A 22624-nucleotide genomic window follows, 5' to 3' on the forward strand; every position below is an offset into this window, starting at 1 on the left:
TGCCATATTTTATTCTAAATAGTAATGAAACGGAAATCAATATGTAAAACGCATCCCTTTTTTCACATATTTGCGAAATTTATCACATATTGTTGTGATATGATAGACATGTTTCTAAAACATTATAAAACAATTTAGAAGGTTTGTATACTTCGACTCGGATAGACATATTCCTATAATATTCCTATGTTTTGGCAAACTTTAGTATAAGGCTGAAATTTAACAAATTTGTGAATTTTCTTTGAACAATCTTAGTTAACTATAAAAAAGCATTCCCCCCCCAAAAGGTGAAATGCTTTTTTGTCTTTCCATTTAGCCAGTTCAATCAATTAATCCCCAACGGATTTATTGATGCTATCTATTTAGCTAACTCGATCAATAAATCCCCTGGTGAAATGGCTTCGCTGTTGGCTGCGTAGATTTCTTTAATGATTCCATCATATGGCGCCTGCACGGTTGTTTCCATTTTCATCGCCTCTGTAATCATCAGATGATCTCCTTTTTTAACCTTTTCACCCTTCTCTACCAAAACCTTCACTACAGTGCCCGGCATACTTGCACCGATTTGGCCTGGATCGGACGGATCTACTTTTCTCTTGGCAGCGACAGCCGATTTGATGCTTTCATCTTTAACGACAACTTCCCTCGGCTGGCCATTCAACTCAAAGTAAACGACTCTTGTTCCATCCATTTGCGGTTCTCCGATGGACACAAGTTTAACAATAAGGGTTTTCCCCTGTTCAATTTCGATCTCGATCTCCTCTCCAAGCCTCATGCCATAAAAGAAAGTCGGTGTATCGAGGACTGAAATATCCCCGAATTGCTGAAACATTCTTTCGCGGTCTAATAATACCTTTGGGTAAAGAGCGTAGGATATCGCATCAAAACTGGTTACTTGACGATTGAGTTTATGGAAGAGCGTTTCTTTAATCTCTATAAAGTCAGCGGCCTCCAGCAATTCTCCAGGACGCTTCGTTATATGCTCTCTTCCCTTTAAGATCAGCTGCTGAAGTTCTTTTGGGAACCCTTGGTATGGCTGGCCGATATAACCCTGGAAAAACTCAACGACAGAATCAGGGAAGTCCAGTTTTTCACCTTTTTCGTATACATCGTCTTCTGTAAGATCATTCTGAACCATGAACAGTGCCATATCTCCTACCACTTTTGAAGAAGGAGTTACTTTTACTACATCACCGAACATATCGTTCACGCGGCGGTACATCCGCTTAACATGGTCCCACTTTTCTTCAAGACCAACCGCTTTTGCCTGTTGTTTAAGATTGCTGAACTGGCCGCCAGGCATCTCATGCTCATAGACTTCTGGATCAGGAGCGTTCATCCCGCTTTCGAAGCCTTGATAATACTTGCGGACATCTTCCCAATAGGAACTTAGCTCTTGAAGATTGCTGATATCAGCATCCGGCTGCCGTTCATTTCCTGCAAGGGCATAGTACAACGAGTTGGCAGAAGGCTGCGAAGTTCCCCCAGCCATAGAACTGACTGCCACGTCTACTATGTCTACCCCGGCATCAATCGCCTTTGAGTAGGTGAATATTCCGTTACCGCTCGTATCATGAGTATGCAGGTGAATAGGCAGGCTTACATTTTCTTTTAAACGTGAAACAAGTTCATAAGCAGCCTGCGGTTTAAGCAATCCGGCCATATCCTTGATTGCGAGAATATGAGCACCTGAAGCCTCTAATTCCTTTGCCATTTTTATGTAGTACTCTGCATTGTACTTTGTCCTCGAGGAATCAAGAATATCGCCTGTATAACATAGAGCAGCCTCGGCAATTTTTCCGTTCTTCCTTACTGAGTCAATGGCGACAGTCATTCCCTCTACCCAGTTCAGGCTGTCAAAGATTCGGAACACATCAACTCCTGCAGCGGATGATTTTTCCACAAACTCCTCAACGACATTATCTGGATAGTTTTTATAGCCAACCGCATTAGAAGCACGCAGCAGCATCTGAAACAGGACGTTTGGAACTTTTTCTCGAAGCTTTAAGAGCCGCTCCCATGGGTCCTCGTTAAGGAATCGGTAAGCCACATCGAAGGTAGCTCCTCCCCACATCTCCAAAGAAAACATGGAAGGCCATAGTTTGGCTGTCGGTTCCGCCGCATGCAGCAGGTCATTTGTCCTTACTCGAGTGGCTAAGAGCGATTGATGTCCATCCCTGAAGGTCGTATCTGTCAGAAGAACTTTTTTCTGTTCTTTAATCCAGTTAACGAGTCCGTCGGCACCATGCTGATCAAGGATTTGTTTTGTTCCGTCTGCAGGCTTATCTATCAGCTGTAAATTTGGAAGACGCGGATTTGTAAATGCCGGTTTCTTCATTTTTTCAATGCCGGGAAAACCATTAACTGTCGTTGAACCGATGTAAGTCAGCATCTTGGTACCCCGGTCCTTCTTCTTAGGGAACAAGAATAACTCACTTGATGTGTCAATAAAAGAAGTATTATAGTTTCCGGATATAAACGATTTATGTTTTACAACATTTTCAAGAAATTCGATGTTCGTTTTTATACCGCGGATCCGGAACTCTTTAAGATTCCTGAGCATTTTAGCAGCTGCTTGATCAAAGGTTAGAGCCCATGTTGACAGCTTAACGAGCAATGAATCGTAATGAGGCGTAATAACAGCTCCCTGAAAGCCGTTTCCAGCATCCAAGCGTACCCCGAAGCCTCCTCCAGAACGGTAAACATTGATCTTACCAGTATCCGGCATAAAATTGTTCGCAGGATCTTCTGTTGTTACCCGGCATTGAATTGCATAGCCGTGGCATGCAATATCCTCTTGCTGCGGAATTCCAATTACATCACCATGAAGCATATTGCCCTGAGCGATCAGAATCTGCGTCTGAACGATATCCACACCTGTTACCATTTCGGTAATGGTATGTTCCACCTGTACACGGGGATTCACTTCAATGAAATAAAAACGGCCGTCCTCCGTAACCAAGAACTCCACCGTTCCTGCATTTAAATAGTGGATATGCGTCATCAGCTGAACGGCGGCATCACATATTTCCTGCCGAAGTTCCTTACTTAGGGCAACACTCGGTGCAACTTCAACTACTTTTTGATGCCTTCGCTGAACAGAACAGTCCCTTTCAAACAAATGCACAATGTTGCCTTCTAAGTCCGCAAGAATCTGAACTTCAATGTGCTTTGGCTTCTCAACAAATTTTTCAACGTAAACCTGATCTTCTCCAAACGCAGCTTTGGCTTCGGATTTTGCTCTTTCATATCCTTCAGCAAGCGAATTTTCACTTCGTATGATCCGCATGCCTCTTCCGCCGCCGCCTAAAGAGGCCTTTATAATGATTGGATAGCCATGTTCTCCTGCAAATTCCCTCACTTCATCAATGCTGTTTACTGGCCCGTCAGACCCCGGTATGACTGGAAGTCCGGCACTGACCGCTACTTCCCTTGCTTTTACTTTATCGCCGAACATAATGAGGTGTTCTTGTTTCGGTCCGATAAACGTAATCTTTTCTTCTGCGCAGCGCTTTGCAAAATGGATATTTTCTGATAAGAATCCATAACCAGGGTGAATGGCATCTATCCCGTTTCTTTTTGCAATGGTGATAATACCTTCAATGTCCAAATAAGCATCAATCGGTTTTTTTCCTTCTCCAACCAAATAGGCTTCATCTGCTTTGTATCGATGATAGGATCCTGAATCTTCCTTGGAGTAAATCGCTACCGTACGAATTCCCAGCTCTGTACATGCACGAAAAATGCGGATGGCAATCTCTCCGCGGTTGGCAACTAATATTTTTCTGATTTGCTGTTGTGACATCGGTATCTCTCCCTCTAATAATTCCTGGAATTACACTGCGTGAAGATTTGCTTTTGCAGGTGCTTGTTCCGGCTTTTGATGCTTCCTTTTATAATTAACATGGCAGGAAATATTAACTAAAATCCCCATGGAAATTAACAACAAGACTAGAGATGAACCACCATACGATATAAAAGGCAATGGTACGCCTGTAATCGGAAGCAGACCAATGGCTGCCCCAAGATTTACTGAAGACTGGATTCCGACCATACCAGAAATACCAAAGGCAAGCAGGCTTCCATAAGTATCCCTGCTTCTAAGGCCGGTTATAAAGCCTTTAATAACAACAAATCCAATCAAGCCGACAATAAGCGCGACTCCCCAGAATCCTAGCTCTTCCGCTATAACGGCAATAATGAAATCTGTGTGAGGTTCCGGAAGAAAGCCATATTTCTGAATACTCTGGCCCAGTCCATTGCCGGTGATCCCTCCAGAACCGATGGCCAAGTAGGAATTGACGAGCTGAAAACCGTCCCCTTGTGGATCTTTAAACGGTTCATAAGCCGCCGTAAAACGCGACTTCTGCTCATGTGTCAAAACCTGGGAACCAAGTCCGATGATCATTAGTGCAGATACAATCAAAATCATTTTGTGTCCTGGTTTCATACCTGAGCTCAGGATAATGATGCCGGTAGTCGCTGCAATAATCAAACCGGTCCCCAAATCTGGCTGTTTCATGATCAGAATAAACATCACTGCAAATACACTCAACGGAGGTGCGCTGGCCGCAAAATTTTCAAGCTTGTCCTGCTTTTTTGAAAAAATCGCAGCAAGGTAAATCGTCAGCCCAAGCTTCACAAATTCTGCCGGCTGAAATCCGATAGGTCCTATGTAAATCCAGCTCTGTGCGTTGTTTGTCGTTTTTCCGATAAACAGAACCGCTATGAGCAGGAGGATAGAGCCGAAAACAATCGGTACGATGAGTTTTTTATAGAACTGATAGGGAATAATCATCGCAGCCAAAAAACAGACAAGCCCGGCTCCCAAAAAAACAAGCTGGCGGATAAAAAAGTAATTGCTGGAATAGCCGAAGCGGTTAATCGAAACAATGATGCTCGCGCTGTAAACCATCACGAGGCCGAGACCGCATAAAACTAAAATTGCAATCACCAGTGAATAATCATAGTGCCGAAACATTTTTTTTAACATTATCTTACATCCTTTATGTAGTCTTTTCCTTAACAATGATTCGTATATAAAACTTCCTTTCCCTCTGTATGATAAAGTTAAAAATATTTTAACACAACTTTGTAAAATGCTCCTGTAATAAAAAGCTGTTTACGCTTGATAGTGGTTGATTTCCGTTTCAGGCTGCTCGCTTTCCGCGAGAGTCGCGCACCTTGCACTCCAGTCAACTTGGCAATGAAGATTCTTTACAAAACTGTTCCCAAAGCAACAATCTTTTAGAAGAAAGCCAAATAAAAAAACCCAAACCATTTTGCCAACGGTTTGAGTTATCTATTATTTCCGCATAGAAGCTTCATGCAGTGCGGAAAGCTGACGTTCAAGTGATTCCAGCAAGCCTTTGCCATCTTCCTCATCAACGAGGTTAAGCCTTACTGCAAAATCAATCTCCCGGGAGAGTCCAAACATTTGTGTATCAAGCACTTCCTCATAGAGGGGACATTGCGGCATCGTCAGGTTTTCCATCTGCACCTCAATTAACTTCAGTATCTTTGCAGCATCCGCCTGTAATAGTTCAAATGCCTTTTCTCGATGTCCTGTTGCCATCTCAGGTGACAATATAATCCCTCCGTTCTACTCTGGCTTTCTACTCTTTAATATAGCGCTAGACAGCCAAAAAATCAACATATTACAGTATTAACTCTATTCATGATAGAATGAATAAGAATGAAACAATAACTATACGTCAATTAGGAGCATGGTAATATGGATTTTGTTTTAGAATTAAAGGGAAAAGTTAAGTATATTCTGACCATCGATCCAGGTGTATTTATATTCGATGACAGAAAGTTTGATCTGACCAAATATTTTGATGAAAAAGAGAATGGTGAGAGTGAAGAAGAAAAGTATTTAAAAGCCGTATCTTCCCATTGGGATAAAGAAATTATTGAAGGGTCTGCTCCTCCAGAGAAAAAGCCAGCGTCTAAGAAGACTCTGAAAGAGAAAATTGCAACGGGTACATTCGGCATTGGCTTTGCACACTTCATAAAGAACGCTGAACCGGATAAAACGGCCTCTCATATTGAGATCCATACAGCAGACGGCATGGAAGAAATCACATTGGAAGAAGGCCTCCAATCTGTATTGGGCTTCTCTTTAAATGGAAAGCCTTTAAAAGAAGACGGTCCCGTCCATTTCTATTACGGTGATGGAAGAAATAAAGAAAATCCGTTAAAAAACATTAGAGGATTCATTATTAAATAAACCTGCCGCGGCAGGTTTATTTTTTTCGAGCATCCTCTAAAGCAGATCCGCCGCAAGCTGAGCCAGGCTTGATCGCTCCCCTTTTTCAAGTTTTACATGCCCACTGATGCTCTGGTCTTTGAATTTTTCAACAACATATGTGAGCCCATTCGTAAATTCATCAAGATAAGGATGATCAATCTGTTTCGGATCACCCAGGAGAATTACCTTGCTTCCTTCCCCTACCCTCGTTAATATCGTCTTCACTTCATGTTTTGTAAGGTTTTGTGCTTCATCAATAATAATGAACTGGTCAGGCAGGCTTCGACCCCTGATATAAGTAAGCGCCTCTACATGAATAGATCCTATGCCCGCAAGGATTTTTTCAAGTTCTCCCTGCTTTTTAGCATTAAATAAATATTCAAGATTATCATAAATCGGCTGCATCCACGGCTTTAATTTTTCGTCTTTTTCACCTGGAAGATAACCGATGTCTTTTCCTACCGGTACAATAGGTCTTGCAATAAAGAGTTTAATGTATTTTTTCAAGTCCTCGGTCTGCAGAAGACCTGCTGCCAATGTTAAAAGGGTTTTGCCGGTCCCTGCTTTTCCGATCAAAGTCACGAGGTGAACATCCTTGCGCAAGAGCAATTCGATCGCCATTTTTTGCTGGACATTCCTTGGCTTAATTCCCCAGATTGAATCCCCTTCAAATAGAAGCGGCTTTAGTTTTTTTCCGTTATCTTCTACCCTCGCGAGTGCAGAAACCGAACTCCGGTACATGTCTTTCATAATGATAAACTGGTGGGGGTAGAAAGAGTGGTTGGCAATCTCCAATACAGTAAGCTCCTGATTCTCATAAAATTTATCCAGCAGTTCGCTGTTTACGTATATTTCCTTGTAGCCTAAATAGGTTTGTTCGTCGCGATCCACTACCCTGTCACTCAGAAAATCTTCTGCTTGGATGCCAAGTGCATCTGCTTTGACTCTGACGAGTACATCCTTACTGACCAAAATTACCTCCTTGGCGTTCTCTTTTCCTTTTTCCTCATTTAATAAATTTAAAGAAACAGCCAAGATCCTGTTGTCATTGGTGGGCTCAGCAAATGTTTCCTGAAGCCGCTGGAAGGAACGATGATTGAGTTCAACCCTCAATATCCCCCCATTTTCCAAGGGAACATGTTCATGGAGTTTCCCTTTTGCCCTAAGTTTATCAATTAGCCTTGATACTTCCCGTGCGTTTCTTCCGATCTCATCCATGTACCTTTTTTTTGAATCCACTTCCTCGAGCACGATTGCAGGAATAACGACCTCATGATTGCCAAATGAGAATATTGAATATGGATCCTGTAAAAGAACATTGGTATCAAGGACATATATTTTATTCAATCCTACACAGCCTCCTGACAATTGATTTTCTATGATTTTGGCGGTGTTAATGAATGTTGATTGCATGTCTATTTCCAGCTGTATAAGAAAAGCAGCCGGGACGGACTATAGTTAAATGTATGAACTGTTGAATAAAGATAGAAGAAAACACAGAAAATAACGGAAAAGATCATGCTCGAAAGGATGAAAGTATTGAAAACATTAAGGATTATAGCCGTTATGAGTTCACTATTGCTGCTTTTTGCATGCAACAGCAACAAAAGTGCAGAACAAACGGATAAAACCACACCTAAATTAACCAAGGTTAACCAGACAGCCAATAACGGGCAAAAGCAAGGGCCAAGGAACTCACAACAAGTTTCTCAGCATCTGGTTGAACTGGTTACCGGTATACCGGGTGTAGAAGACGCTACAGCGGTTGTACTTGGACGTTATGCAGTTGTGGGAATTGATGTCGATTCTAAACTGGACGCATCAAGGACAGGAACAATCAAGTATTCTGTGGCAGAGGCATTAAAAAAAGACCCCTACGGAGCCAATGCGGTAGTAACTGCTGATCCTGATACCGTTCAGCGTCTAAGAGAAATGGGAAGACAGATCAGACAAGGTCATCCTATAGGCGGAATCATCAGAGAACTTTCTGCCATCGTTGGAAGGTTGATGCCGCAAGTTCCAAACAATACGGATTCACGCAAACCTTCACCGACAGAAACCAACAACAGTCAGCTTTCAAATAACGAGAAAAGGACCCTGAAAAACCAACAGCAAAAACAAGAAAAAGCCACAAAAAATCAGCAGCAAAAATTAAAAGAAACACATTAACCCATTTTTTCCCCCGCTGGACAAGCGGGGTTTTTTTATATGGAGATTTGTTATTTATTAGTGTTTATAGAGGCTTCTTTGATATAATGGCTTTAACACCAAAAAGACAGAGGTGATTGGTATGCGAGTAAAATGTGTGTTATGTGACACCATTCAATCCATTGAAGATCAATCCTCTTTGGCTAAACGGCTGCGAAACCGGCCGATCCACACGTACATGTGCGAAAAGTGCCAGGAGAGGATCACTGATAAAACAAACAAAAGAATTGCAACAGGAAATTTTTTGTTATACCGTTCTCCTGCAAAAGAAAATGAATGGTAAACTGATTGCTGCCGGTTTTTGGGCCGGCATATTATCCGGCTGTCTTCTAGGTATTTTTCTGAAGGCAGCTGAATCACTGACAGGAAAACGGGTCTACACGCTCCTGATTAACATCGATTTTGTTCCTTCGCTTCCCTCTTTTATGCAGACTGAACTTTCCCAGTTTCTTCTGCATCTCCTTGTTTCATTTTTAATCGGGCTTGCCGCCTTGTTCCTTCTGCAGCATATTAGAATGAATGTCTATCTTTTATCGCTCACTCTTAGCGCTGCGTCTGCCTTTTTATACTTTCCATTAACCATCCTGTCATTGCAGCCAACGCCTGCGATTACTGACTTTTATGCTCTTTTTCTCTGGTTTGCAGGACACCTGCTGTATGGATGCCTCTTGGGCTTTCTCATAAAAAGAGCCATGAACAAGTAGTGTTCATGGCTCAATACAAATATAGTCTAATTATACTTAGGCTCTGCTTCAATCGATTCCCAAAGCGCATCAATATAGTCGCAAGGAAATTTTTTATGATGCTGTGAATCCCCAATTCTGTAATCCACTTCATAACAGCCATTGCTGATACGCACAGCAATGTGTTCTAACCCATGGTCATCCCGCAGAATTTCATCGAAAAAAAGCAGTGTATCTGCTGCAGCTTGATCATCTGTTCTTTCTTCTGCCACCTTTTTTATACTTAGCCAATTGTAAAGCGCATCCTGTAAGGTCATAGAGGCTCTCCTTAAAGGTGTTCGGCTTTATTTTTTTTGCTCTGGTGCAGCCTGATCTTGTAAATAATCAATACTGCGGCAGCACACAAAAGACCCTCTGCAACCGGCAGGCCTATTCCGAAAAAGGTAAGCGGAAAACAGCCCAATATCAAAAGAATATAGATAACTGCAGATTTAAGAAGTGGAAGCTTTTTAGCAAATCCCAGCTGATAGACAAGAATCGTTAATACTGTAATGACCAGATACAATAGAAAGAAACCTGCTACAGGATGTTCGTTTATTCCTAAAAGAAGAGCGATGGGTGAAGAATCCTCACCCGTCGCAGACATTACTTTTTTATCATCCACCGCTCACACCACCAGACGAAATCTTAGTTTTGCTTGGCTATTTTACTTTTCTTGCTTGCACGTTCACGCTCATTTTTATCAAGGATTTTTTTGCGAAGACGGATGCTCTCAGGTGTAACTTCACAATACTCATCTTCATTCAGATATTCAAGTGATTCCTCTAACGACATAACCTTTGGTTTTTTCATGCTTACAGTCTGGTCTTTGTTAGCAGATCGCATATTTGTCATTTGTTTCACTTTTACGATATTTACCGTAATATCATTTTCTCGTGTATGTTCACCGACGATCATTCCTTCATAAACCTCAGTACCCGGTTCTACGAAGATCGTTCCGCGGTCTTCCACATTGATAATACCGTATTGGCTCGCCTTGCCGTGTTCCATTGATACAAGAACTCCCTGGCGGCGTCCTCCAACCTGGCCTTGATGCATCGGCTGATAGCTGTCAAATGTATGATTCAATATTCCATAGCCTCGAGTTTGTGTTAAGAATTCTGTTGAATACCCGATCAAACCACGTGCAGGAACCATGAATTCGAGTCTAACCTGACCACTACCATCATTGATCATGTTCAGCATTTCGCCTTTTCGAGCTCCGAGAGATTCCATAACGGCTCCAGTATACTCTTCTGGTACATCAATTTGAACACGCTCTACAGGTTCAGAACGAACTCCGTCAACCATTCGAACGATTACTTCAGGTTTTGATACTTGAAGCTCGTAGCCTTCTCTTCTCATGTTCTCAATCAGTATGGAAAGGTGAAGCTCTCCGCGTCCAGAAACAATCCAAGCATCCGGTGATTCCGTGTTATCAACACGCAGGGAAACATCAGTCTCCAACTGTGAACGAAGTCGCTCTTCAATTTTTCTTGAAGTAAGGTATTTCCCTTCTCGTCCTGCAAAAGGCGAGTTGTTCACAAGGAAGGTCATTTTCAATGTAGGCTCATCAATTCTAAGAACCGGTAAAGCTTCTTCCTGGCCTTCAGGACAGACCGTTTCACCAACATTGATTTCTTCCATTCCTGATACAGCTACGAGGTCACCAGCTTTTGCTTCCTGGATTTCCACTCTCTTCAGTCCAAGGAAACCGAAGATTTTAGTTACGCGGAATTTTTTAACGGATCCGTCAAGCTTCATAAGAGACACAGCCTGACCTACATGCATTGTACCTCTGAAAACACGGCCAATCCCGATACGGCCAAGATAATCATTGTAATCCAAAAGGGAAACTTGGAATTGCAGCGCCTCATCACTGTTATCAACCGGTGATGGAATATTTTCAATAATGGAGTCGAATAAAGCTTTCATGTTTTCATCTTGCTGATGCGGATCCGTGCTCGATGTACCTTGGATTGCAGAAGCAAATACGACAGGGAATTCAAGCTGGTCTTCATTTGCACCAAGCTCGATAAACAAATCAATGACTTCATCCACTACTTCTTCAGGACGGGCAAAATCACGGTCAATTTTATTTACGACTACGATTGGAGTCAATTTTTGCTCAAGCGCTTTTTTCAAAACGAATCGAGTTTGCGGCATACATCCTTCGTAAGCGTCAACGACTAGAAGAACACCATCAACCATTTTCATGATCCGTTCTACCTCTCCGCCAAAATCGGCATGTCCAGGAGTATCCATGATGTTAATGCGGATCCCTTCATAATTGATCGCCGTATTCTTTGCTAAGATTGTGATTCCGCGTTCTTTTTCCAAATCATTGGAGTCCATTGCACGTTCATTGACATGTTCATTTGAACGGAAAGTTCCTGATTGGTGAAGCATTTGGTCCACGAGCGTTGTTTTCCCGTGGTCAACGTGCGCGATAATCGCGATGTTTTTTATATCTTGTCTCAAATTCAAAATAATCTCTCCTTAAAAATCCTATCTTTTATTTATTAAATTTCCAGAACCAACCTGGATATTTATTTCTCTATTGGAATTCAACTTTACTATTATACCACAAAGAACTACAATCTTTTTCTTTTTTGAAAAATTAGTTACACTATAGTTATCGTTTGTATGATTGGAGGCCCTTATGAAAATTGAAAATATGATTTTTTTGATCATTGCCGTGTTAACAACGTTCAGCATTGCTTTGATCGGAGTGGCAATCGGCCAACATAGCTGGCTGATTGGTATCATTGCGATCATTGCTGTATTTTTACTTATGGGATTAGGTTTTACACTAAAAAAAAGATTCAGGGAAAGAAATCAGTCATAGTCTGAAAGGACTTTAACAAATTTAATATATTCTTTTCCTTTTTCATCATTTTCTAATCCCGCCTGTTCAAAGCCATTGTGATTCAGGAAGCGGATCCAGGATGTATTTTCCGCAGGACAGGCTGAAAACAATACAGGGCTATTCTGTATCACCATTGAGGAAATCTCCTCTATGATTTTTTTGGCAAATCCTTGTTGTCTTTTTTCAGGATGGATGACAATGGTGCCAAGCCATGGTTTTTTATTTGAAGGAGCAGCGTATACAAGATACGCTGCTCCAATTTTTTGCCCTTCCCCACTCCAGATCAGCCATTCTCCGCCTGTTTCATCATAACGATGCAAATAAGACCGCAAATGCTCATCATTTTCTTGGCCTGTCAAGCCTTCTTCTTCCATCCAAATGTGTGAATGGCGGATTATTTCTTTAAAAAAATCGAAATCTTCATCCCTTATTTTTCTATTCTCCATCTTGTGGTGTTCCCGTATGGATGGTATCCAAAATTTCTTGATGCAAACCAGGCTTCGCAGCAAAAATACTTGTTTTGCTCAAAACCTCCACTTTCTTGCCGTCCATCGTGGAAATGATTCCACCAGCTTCCTGAATCAAAATATATCCTGCTGCAAAATCCCAAGGTGAAAGCCTCATCGTCATATAGGCATCCAGCCTTCCGCAAGCGACATAGGCCAGTTCGATGGCTGCTGTACCATAAGATCTTGTTCCGCGCGATTTTCTGACAAGGGGAAGAAGCAGATGATGATCTATCTTGCGGTTTGGTGTAATCCAGGTGGCGTTTAAGCCGATGACCGCTTTGTCCAATGTCACTTCACTGAGCAGAGGAAGTTTTTCTTCATTTAAATACAGCCCGTTCCCTTTTATGCAATGAAACAATTCGTTGCGGACCACGTCATAAATAAACGCCGCTTTACCTTCACCATTATGAAAAATCCCCACTGAAATGGCAAAGTTATTCTGCTGATGGACAAAATTAGTGGTTCCATCGATCGGGTCAATGATCCAGACGGTTCCGTCTAGATCCTTCACCTCATCGCCATAGCCTTCCTCCCCCAATATTTCATGGTCCGGGTATTCTTTTTTAATTTTATCGATAAAGTACTTTTCTATGGCTTTGTCCATATCTGTCACTAAATCGGCATAATGTGATTTATATGTAATGTTCAGCTCATTAGAAAATGAACGCTTAATAACTTCTCCGGCTTCATACACCCAGTTCTTGGCCGTTTGGTATAGATCTTCAAGTTTTGTATTGTCCATTATCATCAGCTCCAGTTTCGTTCAATGTTTTATTATATGTTACCACTAGTAAGGCTTAACATAACCATACCATGCACTTTTGTCAGAAGGAATTTTATTGTTCACCCAAAAAAAACGACCCTGCAATAGATCAGGTTCGTTTTTTTACCCTGTGTCAGTTATCATCATGCTTCCAGTCTCACTAGTTCCTGGCGAAGTTTTTCCAGCTTCCGCTTGGATTCGTTGATCTGCTTCGTATTTTTATTTTGCAATGCTTCGAATAATGTCGCTAATTCATAATCGATCTCAAGTTTCAGTACCGGTATTCTTCGCTCGGCGTCCGTTCTTTTCAGTGTTTGAATGACTTGTTTCATACATCCCACATCCTTTCTATCTTTTGTAAGAATACTAAATATTCTGATTTTTGATATTGTCTTCTATCATATGATTGACTTTCACTTAATGCAACCTTAATCTCTTTTTTTAAAAAAATTATATAAAAGTAGCATATATTGCGGATTTTCTTTTACAGTATCCCTTGTGGTAAACTACTAACCACAGTGCACAAAACAGTTCTAGCAGGAGGAAAAGAAATGAGCTTTACAGGATTTAAAGAGAGCGATTTTAAGGTGTTTGCTATTGAAGGACTTGAGGCGAGAATGGAGAAACTGATTGAGCGGGTGCGGCCAAAGCTTGAAGCATTAGGCAGCCATTTCGCGGCAGAACTTTCTTCTTTAACGGGAGAGGAGATGTTTTTTCATGTGGCAAAACATGCCCGAAGAACAGTTAATCCCCCAAATGATACATGGGTGGCATTCTCGAGCAGCAAGAGAGGATACAAAAAACTTCCGCATTTTCAAATCGGACTGTTTGAGACCCACGTATTTATCTGGTTTGCTATTATATATGAATCCCCAGTAAAAAAAGAGTATGCCGCTTCGCTCAAAAAAGAATTAAATACGATCACTGCCTCCATTCCGGATGACTTCGTTTGGTCACAGGATCATATGAAGCCGGATGCTGTGCATCATCGTGAAATGAAGAACGGTAACCTTTCAGGATTTGTGCGTACTTTGGCAGAAGTGAAAAAGGCCGAACTGCTATGCGGGATTCATATACCTAGGGATGAGGCGGTTCAGTTGAACGGAAAGGACTTTATCGAAAAAGCAGATAGCGTCTTCCGAACCCTGATGCCCCTTTACGAGTTAAAAAAACAGGTGTATTCCGTGTAACATATGATTTGGCAGGAAGGGGAGAGAATCTCTCCTCTTCTTACCATTAGTATATTGTTGAGAGCAAAAAGTGTTTGGGTAAAACGTTCAATAATTTTATTTAATCACTGCTCCCCATCTCTCTTTAATATGGCCTGCTTCAGAAAGTATCCTGGCAAAGAGTTCTTCAACTGAAGGAACATCTTGAATTCTCCCCATGATTTGGCCAGCCCATCCAAAACCTTCGTTTGAGTTTCCATCATAGATGTATTCCTTGTTCCGTTTTCCGCTGATAAGATCTTTTATCTCTTCGTAACCCGCAGCTTTTTCTTCTTCTTGCAAAATAAGGTCTGTCCAGCTGTTGCTGATCGCTCTGGCTGGTGCACCAAGCTTCCGTTTAATGACTACTGTCCCTGTTTCCGTTCCATGAACGAGTGCTTCCTTGTATAGAGGATGTGCGTGTTCACATTCCTTAGTAGCAATGAACCTGGTCCCCATTTCCACACCTTCAGCACCAAGGGCCAGGGCAGCCATCAAGCCTCTCCCATCTCCTATGCCTCCTGAAGCAATTACCGGTATGGAAACCGCATCAGCTACCTGAGGAATGAGCACCATCGTACTGACATCATCTTTTCCAATATGTCCCCCTCCTTCCTGGCCAACGACCATGACGGCATCGGCACCTAGCTGTTCTGCTTTAACAGCCTGTCTTGTGGATGCAACGAGAACAAGTTTCTTCACCTCAATTCCCTTTAAAAGATCAAATATGCCTGACGGGTTTCCGCCTGTCATACTGATCACAGGCACTTTTTCTTCCACTGCAGCTTCAACCATATGTTCAAAGGACCTTCCATGTTGTCCGATTGCAAAATTTACTCCAAAAGGGCTTGAAGTCATTTCTTTCGTTTTTTTAATCTCCTCTTTTAATGATTCTGGAGAATCTAGTGACATAGCCGTAATTTGTCCTAGGCCGCCTGCTTCTGAAACCCCAGCTGCAAGTCTCGAGTATGCTAGATAGGCCAGCCCTCCCTGAATGATGGGATAACGGATTCCCAACAACTCCGTCACTTTTGTTTTCATTTCCATGCTTCTTCCCCAACCTTTCTTTTTTTATATTCTTTGCATACAAAACCGTTAGAATCTGATATACTTCTTTTGTTTTACTATGTATTTTCATGAGGATAAGATTATTTTTATTATAGATGAGGTGTCAAAATTGTCACAACACGAAACCCCTTTATTTACTGGTCTAAAAGAACATGCTAAACGAAACCCGTATCAATTTCATATTCCCGGACATAAAAAAGGCTACGGAATGGACCCGGAATTCCGGGATTTTATCGGCGAGAATGCCCTGTCCATAGATTTAATTAATATTGCTCCCCTTGATGATCTTCACCAGCCGAAGGGCATGATAAAACAGGCTCAGGACTTAGCGGCTCAAGCTTTTGGAGCTGACCATACTTTCTTCTCTGTTCAAGGAACAAGCGGTGCCATCATGACGATGATCATGTCGGTCGTATCTCCCGGAGATAAAATTATCGTACCGCGCAACGTCCATAAATCCATTATGACAGCGATCGTTTTTTCTGGTGCCACACCTGTTTTCATTCATCCGGAAATTGACAGGGAGCTAGGGATCTCTCATGGAATAACCCCTCAAAGCGTTAAGAAAGCATTGGAGCAGAATCCTGATGCTAAAGGGGTGCTTGTCATTAATCCGACCTATTATGGAGTGTCAGCCAATCTTAGTGAAATTGTTGAAATCGCACATGGCTACCGTGTACCCGTTCTTGTCGACGAAGCTCATGGTGTCCTTATTCACTTTCATGACAAGATGCCGCTCTCCGCGATGCAGGCAGGAGCGGATATGGCTGCGACTTCAGTTCACAAATTAGGCGGTTCACTTACAGGGAGCTCTATCCTTAACATAAAAGAAGGTCTTGTTTCAGCCAAAAGAGTTCAAACGATCCTGAGTATGCTCACGACCACGTCAACGTCTTATATTTTGCTCGCCTCTCTTGATACAGCAAGAAAACGTTTGGCTACTGAAGGATACAGCATCATTGAAAAAACCATCAAACTGGCCAATGAGGCACGAGAAAAGATCAATAAAATACCTCGCCTTTATTGTGTCGGCGAGGAAATATTGGGAAAAGAAGCGACCTATGACCTGGATCCGACGAAACTTCTTATTTCTGTTAAAGAACTTGGGATAACTGGATATGATGCTGAAGTTTGGCTTCGCGAAAAACATAATATAGAAGTCGAACTGTCCGATCTTTATAACATCCTTTGTCTCATTACGACTGCTGATCACGAGAAGAATATTATGGTATTAGTAAACGCACTTGAAGAAATGTCCCAGCACTTTGAGAATACAGATGAGAGGGCTGCACAAGCTTTGCCTGTACACGTTCCCGATATTCCTGTGCTTGCATTATCTCCTCGTGACGCTTTTTACGCAGATACCGAGAGTGTTCCCTTTGAGGAATCAGCAGGCAGAATCATTGCCGAATTTATCATGGTTTATCCCCCGGGAATTCCAATTTTCATTCCTGGTGAAATCATTACACAGGATAACCTGGACTATATTAAGGAAACCATTGAGGCAGGCCTGCCTGTTCAGGGTCCAGAGGATCCTGAATTAGGAATGCTAAAAGTGATAAAAGAACACATCGCGATTCGATAGAAATAAAAAAATCCCGGATGATATCCGGGATTTTCTTAATTTATTTATTATCGTTCGTATGATTTGCGCAGTTTGGACATTTATTTGCGTAAAGCTTTGTTACCTTTTCGTCTTCAAAATGTTCAATCGTGCTATCACATGTCTGGCAAATGATTTCTCCCATCTAAAACATCTCCTTTTCATGTAAGCGCTTTTATTCTTACCTTTATAATATTATGTCACATTCAATTTGTCAACCCTGATTAGCATAACACATTAAATTATTTATGATGTTTAATCATATTGCTCAGATGCAAGTATAGACGGAAGAGACTCTTCAAAGAAAAGGGAAAGATCTTTCGCTTCCTTTAATGAGTGAATACGAAACACCTTCTGCAGGTACTCATGGTTCTGAAGATCATTTGCATCAAGCAGGGCCGACCGCCCAGTCTGCATACAGACAACCAAGGGCTTACCGAAGAACATGTTCGTATGGATAATCCCAAAGTCATACCGAACCTCTTCTGTTGTAAAACCAACAAAACGCACGTTGACATTTTCATGTTCATCATAAAGCTTTTCAAATACTTCCACAGAAACCCCTCCCTAACCATAATTTTTGAAGCGGGCCGCTATGTTTGCAGTATATAACAACTATATTCGCTGAGATGTATTTTATAACAAACTTAATTTATATCTTTTTCCCCAGTATTTCCTTAGTTAAACCAATTAACGTAATATTGTCATACTATTTAAAATAATGGTAAAGTAGTAGGTAAGGTATACTGGCCTCATCCGTTGTTAAATCGGGGGAAAGCGGGGTATTAAATTGCAGCAGCACGCTTATATCAAACTCGTACCGTCATCGAAACAGCATTCTATTACAAGTGAAGAAGTGAAGAATCTTTTTCGTTATTACAAAGAGATTACCTCTAAGACAGGCACCCAGCTTGGATGGGAATATGGTCAATCGGCATTTCCTTATTCAATGGAAGAAAAAAGCGAAGGCAAGGACCGATGGTTTTATTTAAAAGGTTCTGACAGACAGCAATTTAAGTATATTATGATTGGATTGGACACTGAGGAAACAGATGAAACAAATACCTCCTATATCCAGGTCACTCTGCCGGAAGGGTTTACACATGGAGACAAAGGAAAAGCAAATGAATTCTGTAAGTTCCTGGCGAAACAACTAGAGGGAGAGCTGCATTTATTTAATGGCAGAATAATGTATTACTATAAGAGAAAATAAAAAAGCAGCAACTTTGGATGCCTGAACCAGATGACAGGCATCTTTTTTTGCATTAACCATCAAGAGAGAGTAAACGTCCCAAAAAGCAGCATGGTCCATTTAGCCAGCAAAAATAAAGACGTGGACAATATCGTGCTTTTAATGGCTACCGTTCTTTTTTGGAACAACGTATGAGAGAACAGGTAAGACAGGTATAAAAACATGAGAAACAAAATAATTTCAAAAAACGTTCGATCATGTCTGGATAATTCGATCACTGTAAAGTAACCGGACCACAAAACACAATGTACTGGACTGATTAAAAGAAACCATTTCATCGTACACCCCTCCTCTCTTACACTATGCTGGATATTAAAGGAACAAAACCTAAAAAAGGCCTTCCCTAAGGGAAGGCCTGATAGAATACAATTATTTTACAATGTGGATTGGAGATCCAAGCGCTACTTCAGCAGCTTCCATGGAGATCTCTCCGAATGTTGGGTGGGCATGAATCGTCATAGCAATATCTTCTGCTGTCATTCCAGCTTCGATAGCCAATCCAAGCTCAGCAATCATGTCAGACGCGTTTCCGCCCGCAATTTGAGCGCCAAGAAGCAATCCGTCTTCTTTTCTAGTGATCAGCTTCATGAAGCCGTCAGTTTCATTCATGGACAGCGCACGGCCGTTTGCAGCGAATGGGAATTTGGACGCTTTTACGTCAAATCCAGCTTCCTTCGCGCTCTTTTCATCATATCCTACAGTAGCTAGTTCAGGATCGGTAAATACAACCGCTGGAATAGCTAGGTAGTCGATCTCAGAAGGATGTCCGCTGATCGCTTCAGCTGCAATTTTACCTTCATAAGAAGCTTTATGAGCAAGAGCTGGCCCTTCAACGATGTCACCAATCGCGTAAATGCCTTTTACATTGGTTTGAGCTTGCTTATCGATCTTGATTAATCCGCGCTCAGTGATTTCAATCCCGACTTGCTCAAGTCCAAGCTCTTCAGTGTTTGGACGGCGTCCAACAGTTACCAATACATAATCTGCATCAAACGTTTTGGTTTCACCTTTGATTTCAGCAGTTACGGTAACTCCGTCTTTTGTTTCTTCCACGCCTTTAGCGAGAGCTTCTGTAAAGATTTCTACATTGCCTTTTTTCTTCAAGCGTTTAGAAACCACTTGGCTCATCTGCTTTTCAAAGCCCGGAAGAATCTGCTTGCTTCCTTCCAATACTGTAATTTCAGTACCGAAGTTAGCAAAAGCTGTTCCAAGCTCCATTCCGATGTAGCCTCCGCCGATTACGACCATTTTCTTTGGAACTTCTTGCAAAGCAAGAGCACCTGTAGAAGAAATGACACGGTCACTCCATTTGAATCCAGGAATTTCGATCGGACGGGAACCTGTTGCAATGATACAATTTTTGAACTTGTACGTTTGAGAATTCTTTTCATCCATGATACGTACTGTATTTTCGTTAACGAAGTAGGCTTCACCGCGAATAATTTCCGCTTTGTTTCCTTTAAGCAGGCCTTGAACTCCAGATGTTAATTTATTAACGATACCGGATTTCCATTCTTGAACCTTTGAGAAGTCAACAGTAACGTTCTCTGCTTTAATTCCCATGTCGTCAGAATGCTTCGCATGTTCAACGCGATGGCCGGCATTGATCAGTGCTTTAGACGGAATACATCCTACGTTTAAGCATACACCGCCCATTTCGCCTTTTTCTGCTACAGCAACCTTTTGGCCAAGCTGTGCTGCACGGATGGCAGCCACATATCCCCCTGGACCTGATCCTATAACAAGTGTGTCTAATTCAATCGGAAAATCACCTACAACCATTTCTCTACGCCTCCATTACCAAAAGTTGTGGATCGTTCAACAAACGTTTAATATGGTTCATCGCGTTTTGAGCAGTTACACCATCAATTAAACGGTGGTCAAAGCTTAATGATAACGCAAGAACCGGTGCAACGACAACTTCTCCGTTTTTCACAATTGCTTTTTCTGCAATACGGCCGATTCCTAGAATCGCCACTTCCGGATGGTTGATGACAGGAGTAAACCATTGTCCGCCAGCTGATCCAATATTTGAAATTGTAATAGATCCGCCTCTCATTTCATCGGATGAAAGTTTTCCGTCACGGGCCTTAACAGCCAACTCATTGATTTCTGCAGAAATTTTGAAGATGGATTTACGGTCAGCATCTTTTACAACTGGAACCATTAGTCCGTTATCTGTATCAGCTGCAATTCCAATATTGTAATAGTGCTTCCAAACGATTTCTTCATTCGCATCATCAATAGAAGCATTAATTGCAGGGAATTCACGTGCAGCAGAAACTAAAGCTTTAACAACGTAAGGAAGGTAAGTAAGCTTAATTCCTTTATCCGCTGCAGCTTGTTTGAATTTCTTACGGTGTGCCACGAGCTCGGTAACTTCAATTTCGTCCATCAACGTCACGTGAGGAGCAGTATGCTTAGAATTAACCATAGCTTTCGCAATCACTTTACGAACGCCTTTAAGTTTTTCACGAGTTTCATTTTCCCCAGTTGGGATCGCTTTAGGAGCTTCTTTTGCAGCAGGTGCTCCTGCTGCAGGTTCTTTTACAGCTTCCTGCTCTTGAGTTCCAGCATCGCCGCTTAGGAATTTGTCGATGTCTTCTTTCATTACACGGCCGTTGTCTCCTGAACCGGAAACTTTACGGATTTCAACGCCTTTTTCACGTGCGTATTTGCGCACTGACGGCATTGCGATAACACGTTTATTTTCATCGACTGTTTCATCAGAAACCGGCTCTGTTTTTGCTGCTTCTGTTTGTTGAGTTGCTTCTTCTGCAGCTGGTTTTTTCTCTTCTTCAGCTTTTGGCTGTTCTGGAGTATCATCACCATGTGCAGATGGAGGCGGCTCACTTTCTGATTCGATCGTTACGAGAACATCACCAACGACAGAAACAGTGCCTTCGTCAACTTTTACTTCTAGAATCTTACCGTCAACCGGAGACGGAATTTCAACTACTGCTTTATCATTTTGCACTTCAAGCAGGATGTCGTCTTCTTTAACTTCATCTCCCGCTTTAACAAACCATTTTACAATCTCGCCTTCGTGGATGCCTTCACCGATATCGGGAAGCTTAAATTCAAATGCCACAAACAACGCCTCCTATAGTAAAAAATTAATCATGCTTTAAAGGGATAAAATGCTGAAAAAGAAATCAAATAGATTTCTTTTTCAGGCATGTTGTCCAGCATTAGAAGTTATAAACTGTCTTTGCCTTCTCAACAATATCTTTATAATCAGGAAGCCAAACATCTTCAGCTGAAGCAAACGGGAATACCGTATCAGGAGCAGCTACACGAAGTACAGGTGCTTCAAGGCTAAGGATCGCACGGTCATTAATTTCAGCTACAACCGTTGCACCTACACCAGCTTGTTTTTGAGCTTCTTGAACCACGATCACACGTCCGGTTTTTTCAACTGAAGCGATGATTGTGTCGATATCCAGCGGGCTAACCGTACGAAGGTCGATAACCTCAGCAGAGATCCCTTCTTTTTCAAGCTCTTCTGCCGCTTTAAGGGAAGAGTGAACCATCGCTCCGTAAGTAATGATAGAAACATCCTTACCTTCACGTTTCACGTCCGCTTTACCGATCTCAATTGTGTATTCTTCTTCTGGCACTTCGCCGCGGAAAGAACGGTATAGTTTCATATGTTCCAAGTAGACAACTGGGTCGTTATCTCGGATCGCAGAAATCAAAAGTCCTTTTGCATCATAAGGAGTTGAAGGAATAACAACTTTCACTCCGGGTGCTTGTGCCATAAGGCCTTCAAGGTTATCTGCATGAAGTTCTGGAGTTTTAACGCCGCCGCCAAACGGAGAACGGATCGTAATCGGAGAATTATAAACTCCGCCAGAACGGTAACGCATACGTGCAGCCTGAGCCACAACAGAGTCCATTACTTCAAATACAAATCCGAAGAACTGAATTTCCATAACAGGACGGAATCCGGTAAGTCCCAGGCCAATTGCAAGACCGCCGATACCGGACTCAGCAAGAGGAGTATCAAATACTCGGTCTTCACCAAATTCAGATTGAAGACCTTCGGTTGCACGGAACACACCGCCGTTTTGACCAACGTCTTCACCGAACACAACGACATTTTCATTATTTTTCAATTCAGTGCGCATCGCATCTGTAATTGCTTGAATCATGGTCATTTGAGCCAT

25 protein-coding genes are annotated in these 22624 nt (G+C 41.9%); 8 read left to right on the top strand and 17 right to left on the bottom strand.

All coding sequences use genetic code 11. The features are described 5' to 3' along the window. Nucleotides 1-358: 358 nt before the first annotated feature. The 3 genes from pyc to P4361_RS14645 form a co-directional block, all read right to left on the bottom strand. Nucleotides 359-3805 (bottom strand): pyruvate carboxylase, encoded by a 3447-nt coding sequence (pyc, locus tag P4361_RS14635; protein ID WP_328089854.1) that lies wholly within the window; start codon nucleotides 3803-3805, stop codon nucleotides 359-361. A gap of 30 nt (nucleotides 3806-3835) precedes the next feature. Beyond that, nucleotides 3836-4993 (bottom strand): putative lipid II flippase FtsW, encoded by a 1158-nt coding sequence (gene ftsW, locus P4361_RS14640; protein ID WP_328089855.1) that lies wholly within the window; start codon nucleotides 4991-4993, stop codon nucleotides 3836-3838. Between the two features lie 312 nt (nucleotides 4994-5305). Next, a complete protein-coding gene (locus P4361_RS14645; RefSeq protein ID WP_369795790.1) occupies nucleotides 5306-5575 on the bottom strand; it encodes a YlaN family protein in 270 nt (89 codons plus the stop codon). Nucleotides 5576-5734: 159 nt separating this feature from the next. On the opposite strand from P4361_RS14645, the gene P4361_RS14650 reads away from it, so the two are divergent. Beyond that, nucleotides 5735-6232, top strand: a complete 498-nt coding sequence (locus P4361_RS14650; protein WP_328089856.1) for a peptidyl-prolyl cis-trans isomerase — start codon at nucleotides 5735-5737, stop codon at nucleotides 6230-6232. A gap of 36 nt (nucleotides 6233-6268) precedes the next feature. Here P4361_RS14650 and P4361_RS14655 read toward each other — a convergent pair whose 3' ends face one another. Further along, nucleotides 6269-7600, bottom strand: coding sequence for a PhoH family protein (locus P4361_RS14655; protein WP_053354626.1), 1332 nt, complete (start codon nucleotides 7598-7600; stop codon nucleotides 6269-6271). Nucleotides 7601-7792: 192 nt separating this feature from the next. Here P4361_RS14655 and P4361_RS14660 point away from each other — a divergent pair, with 192 nt between their 5' ends. The 3 genes from P4361_RS14660 (at nucleotide 7793) to P4361_RS14670 (ending at nucleotide 9165) form a co-directional block, all read left to right on the top strand. Then, nucleotides 7793-8422 carry a YhcN/YlaJ family sporulation lipoprotein gene (locus P4361_RS14660; RefSeq protein ID WP_328089858.1) on the top strand — a complete coding sequence of 210 codons (630 nt, stop codon included), beginning with the start codon at nucleotides 7793-7795 and terminating at the stop codon, nucleotides 8420-8422. Nucleotides 8423-8543: 121 nt separating this feature from the next. Then, a complete protein-coding gene (locus tag P4361_RS14665; protein ID WP_082315925.1) occupies nucleotides 8544-8744 on the top strand; it encodes a YlaI family protein in 201 nt (66 codons plus the stop codon). After that, nucleotides 8734-9165: a hypothetical protein gene (locus P4361_RS14670; RefSeq protein WP_082315926.1), complete on the top strand. Its 432-nt coding sequence runs from the start codon at nucleotides 8734-8736 to the stop codon at nucleotides 9163-9165. The genes P4361_RS14665 and P4361_RS14670 overlap by 11 nt, the downstream gene beginning before the upstream one ends. A 26-nt stretch (nucleotides 9166-9191) precedes the next feature. On the opposite strand, the gene P4361_RS14675 is transcribed toward P4361_RS14670, so the two are convergent. Genes P4361_RS14675 through typA form a run of 3 tightly spaced genes read right to left on the bottom strand, consistent with a single transcriptional unit; the run spans nucleotide 9192 to nucleotide 11673 of the window. Further along, nucleotides 9192-9461 (bottom strand): hypothetical protein, encoded by a 270-nt coding sequence (locus P4361_RS14675; protein ID WP_053354629.1) that lies wholly within the window; start codon nucleotides 9459-9461, stop codon nucleotides 9192-9194. A gap of 11 nt (nucleotides 9462-9472) precedes the next feature. After that, nucleotides 9473-9790: a YlaH-like family protein gene (locus tag P4361_RS14680; RefSeq protein ID WP_062232523.1), complete on the bottom strand. Its 318-nt coding sequence runs from the start codon at nucleotides 9788-9790 to the stop codon at nucleotides 9473-9475. A 41-nt stretch (nucleotides 9791-9831) separates the two neighbouring features. Then, nucleotides 9832-11673, bottom strand: coding sequence for a translational GTPase TypA (gene typA, locus P4361_RS14685; RefSeq protein WP_062231555.1), 1842 nt, complete (start codon nucleotides 11671-11673; stop codon nucleotides 9832-9834). Nucleotides 11674-11845: 172 nt separating this feature from the next. Here typA and P4361_RS14690 point away from each other — a divergent pair, with 172 nt between their 5' ends. Continuing rightward, nucleotides 11846-12031, top strand: coding sequence for a DUF5325 family protein (locus P4361_RS14690; protein WP_053354631.1), 186 nt, complete (start codon nucleotides 11846-11848; stop codon nucleotides 12029-12031). On the opposite strand, the gene P4361_RS14695 is transcribed toward P4361_RS14690, so the two are convergent. From P4361_RS14695 to P4361_RS14705, 3 genes are all read right to left on the bottom strand, one after another. Further along, nucleotides 12022-12498 carry a GNAT family N-acetyltransferase gene (locus P4361_RS14695; RefSeq protein WP_328089859.1) on the bottom strand — a complete coding sequence of 159 codons (477 nt, stop codon included), beginning with the start codon at nucleotides 12496-12498 and terminating at the stop codon, nucleotides 12022-12024. The two genes, P4361_RS14690 and P4361_RS14695, sit on opposite strands and share 10 nt — an antisense overlap. After that, entirely contained in the window at nucleotides 12488-13303 is an 816-nt protein-coding gene (locus P4361_RS14700; protein WP_328089861.1) for an inositol monophosphatase family protein, read from the bottom strand. Before P4361_RS14700 ends, P4361_RS14695 begins: the two co-directional genes overlap by 11 nt. A 164-nt stretch (nucleotides 13304-13467) precedes the next feature. Further along, on the bottom strand, nucleotides 13468-13656 hold the full coding sequence (locus P4361_RS14705) for a hypothetical protein (protein WP_053354634.1): 189 nt from the start codon (nucleotides 13654-13656) through the stop codon (nucleotides 13468-13470). A 219-nt stretch (nucleotides 13657-13875) separates the two neighbouring features. On the opposite strand from P4361_RS14705, the gene P4361_RS14710 reads away from it, so the two are divergent. Beyond that, nucleotides 13876-14514 carry a DUF1054 domain-containing protein gene (locus P4361_RS14710; protein WP_328089862.1) on the top strand — a complete coding sequence of 213 codons (639 nt, stop codon included), beginning with the start codon at nucleotides 13876-13878 and terminating at the stop codon, nucleotides 14512-14514. Nucleotides 14515-14610: 96 nt separating this feature from the next. On the opposite strand, the gene P4361_RS14715 is transcribed toward P4361_RS14710, so the two are convergent. Beyond that, nucleotides 14611-15579, bottom strand: coding sequence for an NAD(P)H-dependent flavin oxidoreductase (locus P4361_RS14715; RefSeq protein WP_091006690.1), 969 nt, complete (start codon nucleotides 15577-15579; stop codon nucleotides 14611-14613). 130 nt (nucleotides 15580-15709) lie between these two features. Between P4361_RS14715 and P4361_RS14720 the strand changes: the two genes are divergently transcribed. Beyond that, nucleotides 15710-17185, top strand: coding sequence for an aminotransferase class I/II-fold pyridoxal phosphate-dependent enzyme (locus tag P4361_RS14720; RefSeq protein WP_256225672.1), 1476 nt, complete (start codon nucleotides 15710-15712; stop codon nucleotides 17183-17185). Nucleotides 17186-17225: 40 nt separating this feature from the next. Here the strand turns inward: P4361_RS14720 and P4361_RS14725 are convergent, their stop codons facing one another. After that, the gene (locus P4361_RS14725; RefSeq protein ID WP_256225671.1) at nucleotides 17226-17348 is read right to left on the bottom strand and encodes a GapA-binding peptide SR1P; all 123 of its coding nucleotides are present in this window, start codon (nucleotides 17346-17348) and stop codon (nucleotides 17226-17228) included. Between the two features lie 110 nt (nucleotides 17349-17458). Next, nucleotides 17459-17758: a DUF3055 domain-containing protein gene (locus P4361_RS14730; protein WP_053354645.1), complete on the bottom strand. Its 300-nt coding sequence runs from the start codon at nucleotides 17756-17758 to the stop codon at nucleotides 17459-17461. Between the two features lie 235 nt (nucleotides 17759-17993). Between P4361_RS14730 and P4361_RS14735 the strand changes: the two genes are divergently transcribed. After that, nucleotides 17994-18416, top strand: a complete 423-nt coding sequence (locus P4361_RS14735) for a DUF1885 family protein (RefSeq protein WP_328089863.1) — start codon at nucleotides 17994-17996, stop codon at nucleotides 18414-18416. A 59-nt stretch (nucleotides 18417-18475) separates the two neighbouring features. Here P4361_RS14735 and P4361_RS14740 read toward each other — a convergent pair whose 3' ends face one another. The 4 genes from P4361_RS14740 to P4361_RS14755 form a co-directional block, all read right to left on the bottom strand. Then, nucleotides 18476-18733, bottom strand: coding sequence for a hypothetical protein (locus P4361_RS14740; RefSeq protein WP_328089865.1), 258 nt, complete (start codon nucleotides 18731-18733; stop codon nucleotides 18476-18478). 91 nt (nucleotides 18734-18824) lie between these two features. Further along, nucleotides 18825-20237 carry a dihydrolipoyl dehydrogenase gene (gene lpdA / locus P4361_RS14745; protein ID WP_091006683.1) on the bottom strand — a complete coding sequence of 471 codons (1413 nt, stop codon included), beginning with the start codon at nucleotides 20235-20237 and terminating at the stop codon, nucleotides 18825-18827. Nucleotides 20238-20241: 4 nt separating this feature from the next. After that, complete coding sequence (locus P4361_RS14750; RefSeq protein WP_328089867.1) at nucleotides 20242-21546, bottom strand: dihydrolipoamide acetyltransferase family protein; 1305 nt, start codon at nucleotides 21544-21546, stop codon at nucleotides 20242-20244. A 100-nt stretch (nucleotides 21547-21646) separates the two neighbouring features. Further along, nucleotides 21647-22624 carry an alpha-ketoacid dehydrogenase subunit beta gene (locus tag P4361_RS14755; RefSeq protein ID WP_328089868.1) on the bottom strand — a complete coding sequence of 326 codons (978 nt, stop codon included), beginning with the start codon at nucleotides 22622-22624 and terminating at the stop codon, nucleotides 21647-21649.

The sequence above is a fragment of the Fictibacillus sp. B-59209 genome, assembly GCF_036216745.1.
Lineage (GTDB): Bacteria > Bacillota > Bacilli > Bacillales > Fictibacillaceae > Fictibacillus_C > Fictibacillus_C marinisediminis.